Origin of the sequence: uncultured Limimaricola sp. (genome assembly GCF_964022235.1) — a bacterium.
Classification (GTDB): domain Bacteria; phylum Pseudomonadota; class Alphaproteobacteria; order Rhodobacterales; family Rhodobacteraceae; genus Limimaricola.
This window is the reverse complement of the sequence record NZ_CAXHZL010000015.1, coordinates 81,478-96,792: the sequence shown is the minus strand read 5'-3', so window position 1 is coordinate 96,792 and position 15,315 is coordinate 81,478. Positions and strand designations below refer to the sequence as shown.

12 protein-coding genes and 1 pseudogene are annotated in these 15,315 nt (G+C 61.4%); 5 read left to right on the top strand and 8 right to left on the bottom strand.

The window, feature by feature from the left end; genetic code table 11:
* Together AADJ02_RS16545 and AADJ02_RS16540 are read right to left on the bottom strand one after the other, a co-directional pair.
* Positions 1-429: transposase (locus AADJ02_RS16545; RefSeq protein ID WP_341214109.1), on the bottom strand; the 429-nt coding region annotated here is incomplete at its 3' end.
* Between the two features lie 63 nt (positions 430-492).
* Complete coding sequence (locus AADJ02_RS16540; protein WP_341214105.1) at positions 493-1,647, bottom strand: hypothetical protein; 1,155 nt, start codon at positions 1,645-1,647, stop codon at positions 493-495.
* A gap of 872 nt (positions 1,648-2,519) precedes the next feature.
* On the opposite strand from AADJ02_RS16540, the gene AADJ02_RS16535 reads away from it, so the two are divergent.
* Together AADJ02_RS16535 and AADJ02_RS16530 are read left to right on the top strand one after the other, a co-directional pair.
* Positions 2,520-3,599, top strand: coding sequence for an acyltransferase family protein (locus AADJ02_RS16535; protein ID WP_341214104.1), 1,080 nt, complete (start codon positions 2,520-2,522; stop codon positions 3,597-3,599).
* Between the two features lie 757 nt (positions 3,600-4,356).
* Positions 4,357-4,587 (top strand): transposase, encoded by a 231-nt coding sequence (locus AADJ02_RS16530; RefSeq protein ID WP_341214103.1) that lies wholly within the window; start codon positions 4,357-4,359, stop codon positions 4,585-4,587.
* Between the two features lie 92 nt (positions 4,588-4,679).
* Here AADJ02_RS16530 and AADJ02_RS16525 read toward each other — a convergent pair whose 3' ends face one another.
* From AADJ02_RS16525 to AADJ02_RS16510, 4 genes are all read right to left on the bottom strand, one after another.
* Positions 4,680-7,769, bottom strand: coding sequence for an efflux RND transporter permease subunit (locus AADJ02_RS16525; protein WP_341214102.1), 3,090 nt, complete (start codon positions 7,767-7,769; stop codon positions 4,680-4,682).
* Positions 7,766-8,908, bottom strand: coding sequence for an efflux RND transporter periplasmic adaptor subunit (locus AADJ02_RS16520; protein ID WP_341214101.1), 1,143 nt, complete (start codon positions 8,906-8,908; stop codon positions 7,766-7,768). Before AADJ02_RS16520 ends, AADJ02_RS16525 begins: the two co-directional genes overlap by 4 nt.
* A gap of 242 nt (positions 8,909-9,150) precedes the next feature.
* Positions 9,151-9,711, bottom strand: a complete 561-nt coding sequence (locus AADJ02_RS16515) for a ricin-type beta-trefoil lectin domain protein (RefSeq protein WP_341214100.1) — start codon at positions 9,709-9,711, stop codon at positions 9,151-9,153.
* Between the two features lie 85 nt (positions 9,712-9,796).
* Positions 9,797-10,522 (bottom strand): DUF1499 domain-containing protein, encoded by a 726-nt coding sequence (locus AADJ02_RS16510; RefSeq protein ID WP_341214099.1) that lies wholly within the window; start codon positions 10,520-10,522, stop codon positions 9,797-9,799.
* A 141-nt stretch (positions 10,523-10,663) separates the two neighbouring features.
* Here AADJ02_RS16510 and AADJ02_RS16505 point away from each other — a divergent pair, with 141 nt between their 5' ends.
* A complete protein-coding gene (locus tag AADJ02_RS16505; protein WP_341214098.1) occupies positions 10,664-11,122 on the top strand; it encodes a MarR family winged helix-turn-helix transcriptional regulator in 459 nt (152 codons plus the stop codon).
* A gap of 206 nt (positions 11,123-11,328) precedes the next feature.
* Here the strand turns inward: AADJ02_RS16505 and AADJ02_RS16500 are convergent, their stop codons facing one another.
* Positions 11,329-12,663 carry a recombinase family protein gene (locus AADJ02_RS16500; RefSeq protein ID WP_341214108.1) on the bottom strand — a complete coding sequence of 445 codons (1,335 nt, stop codon included), beginning with the start codon at positions 12,661-12,663 and terminating at the stop codon, positions 11,329-11,331.
* Here AADJ02_RS16500 and AADJ02_RS16495 point away from each other — a divergent pair.
* Positions 12,568-13,763: pseudogene (locus AADJ02_RS16495) on the top strand (IS3 family transposase); the annotation flags it as partial. The gene AADJ02_RS16500 and the pseudogene AADJ02_RS16495 sit on opposite strands and share 96 nt — an antisense overlap.
* 102 nt (positions 13,764-13,865) lie before the next feature.
* On the opposite strand, the gene AADJ02_RS16490 reads toward AADJ02_RS16495, so the two are convergent.
* Entirely contained in the window at positions 13,866-14,054 is a 189-nt protein-coding gene (locus AADJ02_RS16490) for a hypothetical protein (protein WP_341214097.1), read from the bottom strand.
* Positions 14,055-14,699: 645 nt separating this feature from the next.
* Between AADJ02_RS16490 and AADJ02_RS16485 the strand changes: the two genes are divergently transcribed.
* Positions 14,700-15,302 (top strand): TetR/AcrR family transcriptional regulator, encoded by a 603-nt coding sequence (locus AADJ02_RS16485; RefSeq protein ID WP_341214096.1) that lies wholly within the window; start codon positions 14,700-14,702, stop codon positions 15,300-15,302.
* Positions 15,303-15,315 lie beyond the last annotated feature (13 nt).

Below are 15,315 nucleotides of genomic sequence, written 5' to 3'. Positions count from 1 at the left end.
ATGTGGCACATTGCGATGCCGGGAGCGGGAGCCATCCACTCCATCAATGGCGGACGATGCCTCATTGTCCACGAGCAGGTTCAGCGGGCCGTCGGCGCGCCGATACGGGATCTGGACGGCCAGGATCTTCTGCCTGGGGCACAGCGTCGAGTCGTCCGGTACCGGCCAGTCCAGTCCCGCCATCCGCAGCAAGCTGATCACCATTCCCGCCGTCTGCCTCAGCGGCAGCTTGAACAGGACCTTGAACGAGAGACAGAACTGGATGGCGCCTTCGGAGAAAACCGGGGGACGCCCCGGCCGTCCTTCGTGTGGCGCGAACCACGTCATCTCCCGGTCCAGCCAGATCAGCAGGGAGCCACGCTTGCGCAGCGCGGCGCTATAGGCGGACCAGTTCGTCGTGCGGTAGCGGGCAGGCATAGGCTTCGTCATGTCGCCCATCTAAGCAGCTGACCCGCTGTGTGAACCGTCAGGCGGGGAGTTCTGCAACAACGCCTATTCGATGCTTACCCTGAGACGTTGATCGCGGTACCCAGTATCATCTCCCAAATTTATCCATTGAGACGCTTCGTCCCTGTTGGAGCAAGCGGATGACTCTGAAGGTCCATGTGTTGGAGAACGTCGCGTATGGTCTATACAGAGAGTACCTTTTCCATCCCAGCGAACTCGTAGCTTCTGATCTCGGTAACCAGTATCATCACCGATCGGCACATAAGGTGATGCTTGATCGGATGCTGAACATACCCATTCGGTATCGAGGATGGTCCCGTTAGCAGCGCGCCTTTGGTGTTGGAAACAAGTCCGGCTCTCCACAGAGGAGATTTTCAGCATTTTATTTTTGTACCCTGTGTCGTCACCTATGAACATCCAGTTACTTGAAAATGACTCACTTGCACATATTTCGGGCTGTTCTGTAGGTCCGGCTGCACCAGTTGCCTTAAATTGCAAGCAAACGCTTTCTGGTGGGGGCGGAGTAGCTTCACGAGGAAGGTTTAGCGGCGGGAATGTGACTGTGTCCGATACATCCCCGAATGAAAGCGTGAGGAGTAAAGGCTCATCAGCATCGGAATGCCGAAGTCTAATCCTCTCGAGGGTGACCGGGGCGCTTCCGAATGATGCCGCCCCAATTGTAGCCTCTATTGCGTCAATATTGTCAATGTTCTCGACGTCTGTGATTTCAGGCTTGGGGAGCGACATTCCAGGTGAGGGTCGCGAGACGATAGTGACATCTGGTACATTGCCGGGCAGGTGAGCGGCTACCAATTCAACTCGCCCGAGCCCCAGACATGCAATATAAGCGTTCAGCCCGTTTTCGCTGAGTGAAGTTGTGAAGAAAGTTTGCTGATAGCTCTCAAACGTGCTTAGATTGATATCTCGCTTGAATATTTCGATATTTCTGCGAAATTCATCGTAGCTCGCGCCAATTTCAATTCCTCCAATCGTGAGATCTCCGTCTCCGCCTGCTTGAAGTTCACTGTGATGCTCTCGAGTTACATTCTCGGCGTATGCCAATGCCTGGTACTGGTCGAGGAATTGTAGTGTTCGCGCTTGAAATGCGCGAATATCACAGTTTTGCGCCGAGACTTGCGAAGCAAATAGCATGGTTATTGATACAAAACAGCCTCGTAGGGCATTCCTTTGATCGAACATCGCAAAATCTTTTACTGATGCACCGAAACAGTCATCAATATACTGCGAAGTGCCAAAAAAATCTACAGCAGAGCTACTTGCGCTGGCAATTAGTGCAGTGCCTGATAGGAGATTTGGTCACCCAAGTCTGTTGCGAAGCCGGTCTGGTTGGTGCCGCCCCTGTAGACGAGCAGGGCAGCTGGAGGGCATAATCATCAGGCCAACGCCGCAGAACTCCATGACCAGAAATAGGCTCGGCTACGACGCGGCAATAAAGACATGCGGCCCCCTGATGACCCAGGTTTTGATCCTGATATGATCTTGTCGCCACGCTCTGGTAAAAAGGGGGGGGGCAGCAGCACAACTATAAAGGCCTTGCCATCCGATCCGGCATAGCATGGGGCTCTGTCAGGCAATGGACTTCGAAAAAAGTTTCCTACAATTGAATGGCTTAGATGGGCAGTTGCTTGGTGGTGCTCAGGTGCGCCCGGATTGCGTGGGCGCAAATCCGATCTTTGCAGATTTCGGTTAAGTCATGCTCCCGCAACCACTGGAATCTGACTCAAACGCAGAAAGCTTCCCTCGGGAGGCTTTCTGCGTTTGAAGCGAGTGGCGCAGGGCGCTGGGATTTGCACAGTCTGATCCGTAACTCGGCACCCAGCATGCACGGCTGCAACCGGCCCACAGCCGACATTGCTGAGCGACGCAGCGAAGTTGCGGATCGAGCCCACAGCGGAGGCATCGATCTCGGAATATGCTACCCTTAGCCCGGCAGGGCTGCGGACCTATTGGCTGAGCCATCGCAAGAGCGGAGGCTGCGAATGGTGGTGCATTAGCCATATGAAGGCGCCCGATCGTGCTGTTCAAGAAGATTGGCGCCTCGACCTGACAACGTGAGCTTTCTTATGACCCGAAGGCATGAACTCGACTGGCTGCGGATCGGTCTCTTTGCCTTGCTGGTTCCGCACCATGTCGCCGTTGGGTTCGTGGATTGGGGCGTCGACATCTACCGGTTCGTGAACGACCGGTTGGCCGGCGATGGACTGACCCTGTTCATTTACTGGAGCCACAGCTGGCGGCTTCCCTCGCTCTTCATGATTGCCGGTATCGGCACGTGGTTCCTGACCTCGAGGGGAGCTGGGCTGCTATTCATTGGCCGGCGGCTTCTGCGGCTCGGGGGCCCGCTTCTGTTCGGCACCATTTTCATCAATGTCTACGGCGGTTATGCAATCGCTGTCATGACTGGCGACGCATCCGACTTCTCCGCCTTCTGGTGGAAGTGGGCGACAACCCCTGAGCTCGGCCAAGTTCAGCATCTGTGGTTTTTGATCAATCTCGCGCTCTACACTGTGCTGTGCTGGCCGGTTTTTCAGTTTCGGGAACGCCTCGGGCCAGCAGTGCCGCAGCCGGCCATTCTGTTCGCGATCCTCATCCTTCTGTCGGCGGTGGTCGTCGTTCTTCTGAAGCCGTATGCGGCAGCGCTCACCGGTGACAACTATCAGTTCGCGCTCTACTTCCTCTTCTTTTCAGGTGGCTATCTTATCGGAGCCGACCACAATCGTTTCCTGAAGTGGGCGAGCAGACGGGCGTGGTGGCTACTGGCCGGCGCGGTCCTGCTTTTCGGATGCAAGGTGACGCTTCTTGCGATCGCGTTGCTGGAGGATGTCGCTGCGGGCCAGGCCCTCGCGACCGGCGGCTGGCTGCCGGCGGGTTTGTCTCCTCCGAACACGACCGCATTTTCGATGATCGAGGCGGCGACGGCCTGGTGCTGGTGCGTTACCGCCCTCGGGCTGGCGGCGCGGTATTTCGACAGTCCAAGTCCGGTGCTGTCAGAATTGAACCGTGCGGTGTTTCCATTCTACGTGCTCCACTTTCCGCTGACCTTGGTCGGACTGGCGGTCGCCGCACAGTTCCCAGCGCCATGGTGGGTTGAATTCGTTCTCGTTTTAGCCTTCGTCTTCTCCGCGAGCTGAATCGTCTGGCGATTGATGGATTGGCTCGGCCCCGTGAGGTTCCTCGTCGGCGGCAGAGCTAAACGGCCGTAAACCCAGCTCGGCTGAGGCCAAGCCAAGGTGCGAAGGCGTTGACGGGCGGCTCGTCCTGCGCGGCCGCCAGCGACGGCTGAGCTGGCAAATGCCCGGTCCGAGCCCCAAGCTGGCCTCGCTAATCTATGCGTTTTTCGCATGCGCAGCGATTGTGCCGGCCGTCTCGGCCGAGGCCATACTTAGGCCGCCATTGATGTTACGGCGGGACAGCATGGCTTAAGGCCATCCATGTAGATTGCAGCGAGGACGTCCCGACGAGGTCGTTCAATGCGAATGAACCAATCTCGCGCCATGCCTGTACTACTCTGGCCGTAGGAGGACTGTCGAGAAATAGAGCAACCGCTAACGTTTGGTAGCAACCATGGCCAAGAGAGCTGAGGGTTCGACCGAAGAGACGCTCGACCCGCAGGATTGAGAGGCTTTGCGGGATCTGGCGCATTGGGTCGTTGACGTTGTGATCGGACATGCCAGGGATGTGCGGGACCGAGCGGTCTGGAGCGAGATGCCCGCGAAGGTGAGAGAAACCTTTGCCGGATCGGCGCCGGACCAGCCGCAGCCGCTTCCAGATGTCTACCGGCACCTTCAGAGAATCCTAATGCCCTATTCCATGGGATTCTGACCCGGCAAACTGGTTCAAGCTGGATGCTTTTTTCGGGCACATTTTCAACGGAGGAGGAGTGCCCAGATGCCCAAGAAGCGGTTCTCAGACGAACAGATCGTCTTCGCGCTGAGACATGCGGAGACAGGAACCACGGTGGGTGAAATCTGCCGCAAGATGGGCGTGTCGGAAGCCATGTTCTCGACGCTACGCGGTCAGCACGACGACAATGTGCCACTCCGGCTTGTTATCCAAAGCCCACTTCGGATGCCGCGATGCGGCCCATCATGGGAACGGGGGGCGCACCTGCGACAGTGATTGGCTCGCGCATTCACAGCGCGCAGAGAGAAGCGACTTATGGCCTGTCGCTGCCCCATGCGGCACCCGGGTGGCGAGGATGCGGCACCGCCCTATGCCTCCACCGTCTCCGCGACCTCGGTCCGGAGCCGTGAGGCCGCGGCGCCCGGTGCGGCGCCCCAGACGGCGATCCAGCGATAGAAGATCGGCGTCAGGAACAGGGTGAACACGGTCGCAAAGCCCAGGCCCCCGACGATCACCCAGCCGACGGCGATGCGGGCTTCGGCGCCGGCACCCGATGTCACGATCAGAGGCAGGCCGCCGAAGACCGTGGAGACCATCGTCATCATCACCGGCCGGATGCGCAGGCGCAGGGCGTTGCGGATGGCGCTGTCGATATCCTCACCGGCTTCGCGCAGCTGGTTGGCGAACTCGACGATCAGGATGCCGTTCTTCGCCATCACCCCGATCAGCATCACGAGGCCGATCTGGCTGTAATAGTTCAGCGAGCCCCCTGTGAGCGAGATCGCCAGCAGCGCCGCGGCCAGACCGAAGGGCACCGTCATCATGATGACGACCGCGCTGGCAAAGCTTTCGAACTGGGCGGAGAGCACCAGAAGCACGACAATCAGGGCGACGCCGAAGACGGCATAGAGGCCCCCCTCGGTGTCATTGAGCGTCGCGGCCTCGCCGGTGAAGGTGATGCCCATGCCAGCGGGCAGGACCTCGTCCGCGATCTCCAGCACACGGTCCATGGCGGTCGACAGATCGACCCCCTGGCCCAGGTTCGCCTGCAAGGCCACCGCCAGGGCGCCGCCCAGCCGTTCGATCTGGGCATGGCTGACCACCGTTTCGAGCGAGGCCACCGCCGAGAGCGGGATGTAGTCGCCGCTGTCCAGCCGGATGGAGAGGGAGGCGATGTCCGAGGGGTCGTCGATCGGCGGGCCGCCGGGGACGACGTTGACGTCGACCTCCACGTCATCGGAGAAGACGCTGACCGCGACCTCGCCCTGGACCATGGCGCTCACGAGGCGGGTGACGTCGGAGCTGTTCAGCCCTATGTCGCTTGCCGCAGCGGTGTCCACGGTCACTTTGAGCTGCGCATCGACGCTGTTGTTGGAGAGCTGCGGGTTGAGGAAGGTGTCGTCTTGGGACATGGCCGCGACGAGGCTGTCGGCCGCCTCCGTCATGTTGGCAAGGTTCGTGCCGGTGACCGCAAAGCCAAGCCCGCCGCCCGCGCCGCGGATGTTGAGGCTGTTGGTGGAGCGCGCACTGACCTGCACCCCGGGCACCGACGACAGCTGGCCGCTGATCTGCGCGATCAGCTCCTGCTGGCTGAAGTCGCGCTCGGCCCAGTCGGGCAGACGCACGACGATGAAGGCGCTGTTGCCGCCGCCGATGCCGATGATGCTCTGCACCGCTGCGACCTGACCGGTCTCCAGATAGGGTGCGAGGATGTCCTCGACCAGCATGACCTGCGTGTCGAGATACTCGACGGTGATGTCCGATGCCCCGCGCGCCTGCACGAGGAAAAAGCCGCGGTCTTCGTCGGGCGTGATGGTGGAGGGCAGCGTCGCGGCCGCGCCCAGGGCGATCATGGCAAAGCCGATGGCGATGGAGAGAACGATGAGTGGCGTGCGGATGGCGAAATCCATCACATGGTCGAATGCGCGCGCAGAAACGCCTGGCCGGGTTTCCTTGGCGTCGGCCTGTGACTTTCCCGGGTCAAGCAGGGCCGCCAGAACCGGCGCCAGCGTGAGCGCCGTGATCGACGATAGAGTGACAGCGAAGGCAAGCACGAAGCCGAACTCCGAGAACACCCCACCGGCCTGACCGGGCAGGAACGAAATCGGGATGAACACTGCGGCAAGTGTTGCCGTCGTCGAAATGACGGCGAAGAAAACCTCGTTGGTGCCCGAAGCGGCGGCGGCAAATGCCCCCATGCCGGACTTGCGCTTGCGCACGATGTTCTCGATCACGACGATGGCGTCGTCCACGACCATCCCCGTCGCCAGCACCAGCGCCAGAAGGCTGATCGTGTTGACCGAAAACCCGGTGAGCCAGATCGCGGCCAGCGTGCCGATCAACGCCACGGGGATCGTGACGGCGGGGATGAGCGTCGCCCGCGGCGAGCGTAGGAACACGAAGATCACCGCGACCACGATCACGGTGGCCAGCAGGATGGTTTTGACCACCTCGTTGATCGAGCCCTCGATGAAGATGCCATCATCCGAGGTCACCAGTAGTTGCACGCCCTCGGGCAGCTGGTCGCGCAGATCCTCGACGGCGGTGCCCACGTCGCGGGAGATCTCCAGCGTGTTCCCGACGGATTGCCGGGTAATGTCGAGGCTGACGGCGGTTTCGCCGTTCACCCGCGTGTAGACGCTCGCGTCCTCCGGGATCAGCTGGACGAAGGCGACGTCGGCCACTTGGGTCGTGTCGTTGACAGGCAGCTGGTTGATGCTGTCGACGGTGACCTCGTCGTTGCCGACGCGAAGGGACAGGGTCTGGGACTGCGTCGAGAGCGAGCCCAGTGCCGTGTCGTCCCGCAGCTGGGCTAGCGCGGTGGAGACGTCGAAGACGGTCAGGCCACGGCTCAGCAGGGAGGGCATGTTCGCCGCGACGCGGAACTCGTTGGCCCGGTTGCCGCGCACGGTCACCTCGGCGATGCCCTCGATCAGGGACAGGCGCTCGTAGACGGTGCCTTCGGCAAGCTGGGTCAGCTCGTCGAAGCTGGCATCGCCCAGAAGGGCGAGACGGATGATCGCGTCCGCGTTGCTGTCGCTCTTGCTCACGCTCGGGTCGTCGATGTCGTCTGGCAGGGAGCGAAGGGTGCTCGACACGATCTCGCGCGCCTCGTTGGCGGCGACGTCGACATCCGTGCCATCGGACAGGTCGATGGTGATGCTGCTCGACCCGGCGCTGGAGGTCGACTCGATATAGGACATGCCCTCAAGCGCGCTCAGCGCATCCTCGAGAACCTGTGTCACTTCGGTGTCCACGGTGCCTGCCACCGCGCCCTCGTAGCTGGTCCGCACCGACAGCACGGGCTGATCCACGTCGGGCATCTCGCGGATGTCGACGCTGGTGAGCGCTGCAAGCCCCGCGATGATGATGAGAAGGTTGAGGACGATCCCGAAGATCGGCCGCGCCACGAAGGTGTCGGCGAACCCGGCCTTGTGCGCCCGCTTTTCGATGCTCATGCGCCCGACCCCTTGCCGGCATCCGCCGTGGTGACCTGTGCGCCGTCGCGCAGCTTCGACGCGCCTTCGGTCACGACCTGCGCGCCCACGGGAGCGTCGGTCTCGATCCAGACCTGGTCGCCGTCGCGATACCGGACGGTGACGGGAACGCGGCTCGTGCGCCCGTCCTCGGCGACCCAGATGCCCGCGCCGGACCGGTCCCAAGTGATCGCCGTGGCGGGCACGACGGGCAAGGGGGCTGTCTCTTCGGTCATGCGGATCGTGAAGGTCATACCCGACAGTAGCAGACCCTCGGCATTGTCGATCTGTGCGCGCACGGTGGCGCTGCGGGTCACACTGTCGAGGCGGCTGTCGTAGGAGGTGATGGTTCCCTCGAAAACCCGCCCGGCGTAGGTCGGCGTCGTGACGAGCACCGGCTTGCCCTCGGCCAGCAATCCGATCGAGCGTTCGGGGACCTCGAATGTCGCCAGCAGGGTCGCGGAGTCGTCGATGGTCACGATGGCATCACCATTGGACAACCGGTCCCCGACCGTGACGTCGCTCAGCCCCAGGCGTCCGGAGATCGGCGCGACCACGGTGCGGTCCTCCAGTGCGACCTCGGCCAGTCCGACTTCGACCTCGGCCAGCCGCAGCGCGACTTCGGACTCGGACAGGGCGACATCCGTTACGACGGCGTTGCCATCTTGGTGAAGCCCCTGGTAGCGCGTGACGGTGGCCTGCGCCTGATCGCGGTTGGCGCGCGCACTTTCCAGAGCGAGTTGTTCGGTGCGGTCGTCCAGACGCAGCAGAACGTCTCCCTTTTCGACCAGCCGGTTGGCTTGCAGCGCGGCTTCGACGACCTCGCCGGCTTCGGTGGAGATTACTTCGGACCGGCGCAGGGAGACGGCGCTGCCGACCGTGCGTAGTACCAGCGTGTAGGCGCGCTCTTCGAGCGGGGCGAGAACGACAGTCGTTTCCCGACCTTGCCCCGGCGGGCCGCCCGGCGGGCCCCCGGCCGCGCCGCGCGGCGCCTCGGCCTCTTCGGCAGGTGCGGAGGTGCCGCCCCGGATCTGCGCGACCTGCTCGGGCACGCCGAAGGCGATGCTGTAGGCCCCTGCAAGGACGCCCAGCGAAAGGATGAGAACGATCAATTTCTTCAAGGTCTTCTCAGCTCCTGAATGTGCTTCGCCCGTCGGGACGTTCTTTGCGTTGGACCTACGGCATCGACGCCGTGGGTCGTGGTTTGGCGCCCGTTGAGGACCGTGATTCTCGAGGCGTCTCGACACCTCCTATGGACCATGCGCCGAGGAAACTGACCGTCCCGGGACAAAGGGTTTTGTCGCAAATTGTCGCGGGATGCTGGCGTGATACATTCTGGGCAAACAAGCTGACACGGACCGGGTCAGTCGCGAACGGTCCATGTCTTGAAGCTCTGGTCGAGATCATCGCAAGCTGCCAAAAGCAGGTCCCGCGACTGGAAAGGCCCGGCGTCGTCGATTTGGGCGCTGACCGTCACGCATTGCGTTTCATCGGTGCCCAGATGGATCTGCCCAGTCTCGGTATCGTACTCGAAACGCTGGTTCGGATCGGTATCGTCGCAGGCGATCAGCCCGAAGGGGTTTTCCTCGTCGTCCGGCGCGTTGTAGGCCATGCACAGGCCCGCGTAGGTCGCCGATTCAATTCTCTCGCTCTCAGGTGCATAGGAGAACAGCACGTCCTCCCCTGTCGGTTTGCAGGAATGCGCGTGAAGCTGATCGCTCTCCCCACGACCTTCGGTGTCGACGCACCAGCCAAGATTGGCCTCTTCGTCGAGATTGTCCGAGAGGTAGATGATCGGCCCTTCGGTCTGGATGACGGGGCTATCGGCCAGCGACGCCTGAGGCAGGATGAAACCTGCGATCGCGGCGAGAACGGCGGTGCCGAGCGAAGCACCTTTTGTCGGGCTTGAAGTGAGTTCAGGCATTTTCGACCAACTCCTGTTTCTTCATGATCATCTGCGAGCGACCGTGCCGTGGTTCTCTGTCAGGCACGGTCCGGTAAGCTCACGGTTACTCGCCGAACCGTTCCTGAAAGGCGCGGATGCGTGCCGCGTTCACGCCCTGATCGCTGCGCCCCACTCGAGACACCCCCCGCATGTCGACACGGCTGCCGTCGTCCTGCGACGTAACGACAACCACCACGTCATCGGCAAAGTAGAAAACGGACGTGCGCGCCGTCGCTTCGAAGCGAAGCCGATCCGGGTCCGAGGCGACGATGTCCCACCCCATGTCTTCGGCGACCGTCAGGGCGCGCTGATAGGCAGCGTCGGGGGACAGATCCGTCTCGAGCGGCGCGATATCGGGATAGTTGGCGGCCTGCGCGGCAGCCAGTTCGGCCCCGCCGTAGTCCAGCGTGTTGCTGGCCCCCGCACGGGTCTCGTCGAGAACTTCGAACTCGGGCGGGTTCACCGTATCGGTCGAAATGTCGTGGATCGGAGCGGCGCGCTGGGGCGGGTTGATCGCGCTGGCGATCGTGGGGGCCAGACAGGCCACCCCGATCACGGCCGCAAGACCACCGGCGAGTGCGCCCTTTCGCTCCTTGCGCACGGCATGGATGACTACCGCGAGCAGGCCGAGCCCCGCGACGGTCGCGCCCAGAGGGGTGAGGTAGGTCCGATAGATGCCAAAGCCCACGATCGGCTCCCAGAGCCCGAATCGTGCGCCAAACAGCATGAGCACCACGCCGACGAGACCGGCCACGGCGACGAACAACGCAATCTTTCCAGCGTGTTGCAAGACATCGTCCTTTCATCTCACCAAAGGCAACCCGACATGTGCAGTGCGGGTCAGCGGGCCGTTCGGCGTTCGGGATTGAAACCGGGAAGACAGGTAGCATAATTTAGTTTGGATACAAACCATTTCATGTTAAAGGCAGGTATGACGACACAGCATGCCAAGTTTCACGCGCTGCTCCACAGCGCCGATCTGCTCGAAAAGCGCCTGACTGAACGGCTCGCCCCCTTGGGCGTTCGGCCGCGTCAGGCCAGAATCCTCGTGGCGATCGATGTCATCGGTCCGACGTCACAGACGGTCCTGGCGCGCGAGTTCGACATTACCAAAGGCAGCATGAGTACGATGATCGACCGGCTTCTGGCCCTCGATCTCGTCGTGCGCCACAGGAGCGAGAAGGACAAACGCGGTGATGTCGTGGCGCTGACACCGGCTGGCGCGCGCATGGTCGCAGATATCCGCGATGCATGGCAGGATATAGATACCACAATCGGATCGTTGCTCGGGGCAGAGAAAGAGCAGGTCTTGATCAAGCTTGCCCGCGAACTGAAAACTGCACTCGGGGGCAGAATACCGGGTGAAATGCAGCAAAAGGGGGTCGACTGAATAGCCCTCACGGTGATGGCGGTCTTCTTCAAAAATTGACCCTATCGCCGCCTTTTAGCGCGAGGATTGTCCGTCGTCAGATGATCTGGGACACGATGGCCTGATGTTGACCGGAGGGTCTGGCTCGTTCGGGTTTCGGTTCATGCCGCCGTCTGGCGATGCAGCGAACGACTGCTTGCAGTCCAAATTTACTACTCAATACCAAGTCAGAATTGCCCTGACCGGCTAATGATCCAGGGCGCTTCGCCCTGGATCTCGACGACTATGCCATCCCGCGCATTTTCGTCTGGCCGCACGATGATGGCTCCAAGCATCTCGCCCAGCAGTCGGTTCGCTTCGACCATCTGATCGCTATCGGCCAGAAGCTCATCGAGCTGCCGGACTTTCTGGTGATAGATGGTTTGCATTTCCTCAGCTGTCGGCATGAGCGCCGTTTGCCGAGGAGCCCGCGCTGCCTCTATATCAAGACGTAGGCGTCGGCTTTCCTGCTCTCGGTCCGCCAAGCGCGACATCAAAGCCTCACTGACATTGTCTTCCTCGAGTTGATCAAGCAGACGATCGATCTTTCCCGTCACCTTGTCGAGCTCACGCTGGAGAGCCGCAAGCGATCCCGTTTCCCCAGCCATCTCTTCAGCGAGCAGCCGGGCGACCTCAGCGGCGAACTGGTCGGCGAAGGCCGGCGTCATCAGGTCGGTGCGCAGTCGCGCCAGTGCGCGCGCCTCAAGCTTGTCCCGGGTGAAGGTCCTACCGTCCGAGCAGACCGACGACCCTTTGGGTTTCTTATTGTAGCACCCGTATCGGTTCTTGCCGACGATGGTATAGCCGCCCCCGCAGCAGCCGCATTTGATTAGCCGCGACAGCAGGTACTTTGATCGATGGCTCGTGTTCAGCGGCGCGCTTTGGTCAACATGCGCGGCATGGGTTGCCTCGAGACGATCTTGAACCCGATCCCAGACCTTGACATCGACGATTGTGAGTTCGGGGCATTCACCGCAGACGATATCCTGTTCCTCGCCCGGGCGGGACAGGCGATCTCCCGTATCAGGGTCTCGCCCGAACCGGTTCCGACCATAGACGATCCGGCCGACATAAGCTTCGTTGCGAAGCATCCCATCACGCTTCTGGGCGTTGCCCCGGATCGTGATGTCGACCCAGTCCTTGCCCGACGGGAAGAGGATGCCTTTCTTGTTGAGGTTCGATGCGATTTTGCGAGCTGACAGGCCGTCGGCGTAGTCTCCGAAAATGCGCCGTACGACTGCCGCCTCTCTGGGATCTATTTCTCGGTTTCGCCCCTCTGCGGCCACAACGCGGTAGCCATAGGCGCAACCTGCTGCCACCCGCCCCCGTGACGTTGTCCCCATCTGACCGCGTCTGGTGTTGTCGGCGATCTCCCGGGCCTGGTACTCGGCGAAAGCGGCAAGGAACGGTAGGAGCTTCCAGTCGAACTTGCCCCCATTTGCCGCATAGAGATCTATGCGCCTGCTCTCGAACCATCCCGCAAGTTCCTGGATATCAAGTGCGCGGCGACCGAGCCGCTTAATGCTCTCGACGATAATGGCCGATATATCGCCTTGGAGAACCGCTTGCTCAAAAAAGCATGCTCGGGGATGGGGGAGACGAGGCATGAGGTATTCCGCTTCCGAGAAGCTCGAGATCATCCGGCAGGTGGAACGCTCACATCTGTCGGCGAAGCGGACCCTCGACATGATCGGCGTGCCGCGCACGAGCTTCTACCGCTGGTATGATCGCTACCTGTCGCTGGGTGGCGAGCCATTGATGCGCCATTGGTTCGAGCACAATGGCGAGCGGGCTCGAGGACCGGCCCTCGCGACCGAGCCGGGCCTGGAACCGGATTCCCGACAAGGTGCGCGAGCAGATCGTCGATCTGGCCCTGGAGCAGCCCGAGCTGTCACCTCGGGAACTCGCCGCCCGCTTCACCGAAGCCCGGCACTACTTCGTGTCGGAAGCCAGCGTTTACAGGGTTCTGAAGGCCCACGACCTGATCACCAGCCCGGCCTTCGTGGTGATCAAGGCGGCGGACGAGTTCCACGAGAAGACAACCCGGCCGAACCAGCTCTGGCAGACCGACTTCACCTATCTGAAGGTCATCGGCTGGGGCTGGTTCCACCTCTCGACCATCCTCGATGATTACAGCCGCTACGTCGTCGCCTGGCGGCTCTGCACTACGATGAAAGCGGCGGATGTGACCGCGACGCTGGAAGATGCGCGGGGAGCCTCGGGCTGCGACCGGGCCACCGTCGCCCACCGGCCCCGGCTGCTCAGCGACAATGGCAGCAGCTACATCTCCGGGGAGCTGGCCGGTTGGCTCGGCGCCAAGGGCATGGACCATGTGCGCGGCGCCCCGAACCATCCCCAGACCCAGGGCAAGATCGAGCGCTGGCACAAGACCCTCAAGAACCGCATCCTGCTCGAGAACTACTACCTGCCCGGGGCGCTCGAAGAAGCCGCGGCGGCTTTCGTCGACCACTACAACCATCACCGCTACCACGAGAGCCTCGACAATCTCGCCCCTGTCGACGTCTATCTCGGCAAGGCCGACACCATCCTCAATCGACGAAAGGAGATCAAAGCCAGGACCATCGAAAAGCGCCGTTCGCTGCATCGCCAGACGGCGGCATGAAGCGAAGCCCGAACGAGCCAGACCCTCCGGTCAACATCAGACCATCGTGTCCCAAATCATCTGACGACGGACATCTCTGGGGACATCGCTTCAGGTGCACCCTCAAAGAGGGGGGCAGTAGTCGTTCGCTCCGGAGATATGCCGCAACCACATCTTCCAGTGTGTATTGGGGTGTCCCTTGCGATCCAGTGCCTTGTACAGGCTGGCTTGGGTCGGCTCGGTGCCCTGCATGGGCAGGGTCATACCAGACACAATGGTCTCGGACTCAGAGTAACCGGGTTTCTGGGACATGACGTTTTCCTGATTGCTGACGATCAGGATGTTGGTTCAGCAGCGCAGACGCCAAAGCATTGCACAGCGGACCCAAGATCGCAGCATGCTCATGCTCATGCTCATGCTCATGCTCATCTCACGCTCATGCAAGGTGCATGCGTCCCAGAGCGGACGTTGACCGGTAGTTCAAACACGGCATTGCAGCTTCCCTGATGCAGCCGTTGGACTGCATCGTGCAGCATCCTGTTTGGCGAGAAGGCGGCTATGCAAACATATCTATTTTTCGCTGCGGGTGCACGATCGGGTAACGCGGTTGAGGTGCCCACCGAAGAGAGAATGGAATCTGACACTCGTCGCAGACGGCTGATACATTCTGCTTCGAGCTTCACCCTGGCTCTCCAACTATCGTCAGGATGCAGAATTGGTAGCGTGTTGAGCGCGAGGCTGATCGCCGGTCCACTACAGCAGCGGTGATGTTTGCCCCATGCGACATAGATCCCGGGAGCCGTGCCGCAGGTCAGTTCCCGATAGCCCCAGTCACATGCGACTGGTCATGACCATCGAACAGCTCGGACCCCGAATGTCAGAGCCGACGACATGATCACCCAACCCCACCGTCATCATCACCTTGAAAAATTCGTTCGAATGAACTAATATCGACTCATGGCGACACAGCGCCTCAATACCTTTACGACCAAGCAGAAGATCCTTGCCGCCGCGCGGGAGGTTCTGATGGCACAAGGCTTTACCGGGCTTTCGACCCGCGCCGTTGCCGGGGCTGCCGGCACACAGATGAGCCAGATCCGGTATCATTTCGGTTCCAAGGACGGCATGGTCCTTGCCCTCTACGAGCACTTGACCGAGCAGTTGCTGGCCCGACAAACCGAGGTCTTCACCGATCCATCCATCCCGCTCTCGCGGAAATGGGAGGTGTCGTGCGACTTTCTCGATACGGATTTCGACAGCGGCTACGTGCGGGTCTTGCAAGAGCTGATCGCGGTCGGCTGGTCCAACCCGCAGATCGGGGATGCCGTAAGGCTGTCGCTCAGGAGGTGGCGCGACCTGCACGTGCAGCTTGCTCAGGAGTTTGCCGCGAAGACCGGTGGGCTGGGACCCTTCGACGCCGAGGATATTGCCGCCCTCGTGGGCTCCGCCTTCATCGGCACGGAGGCCTATCTTCTGCTCGGCGCCGAGGCCGAGGATCTGCCGGTCCGCCGCGCGCTACGCCGGATCGGCAAGGTTATCGAACATTACGAGCGCCCCTGAAACCGGAGGATCG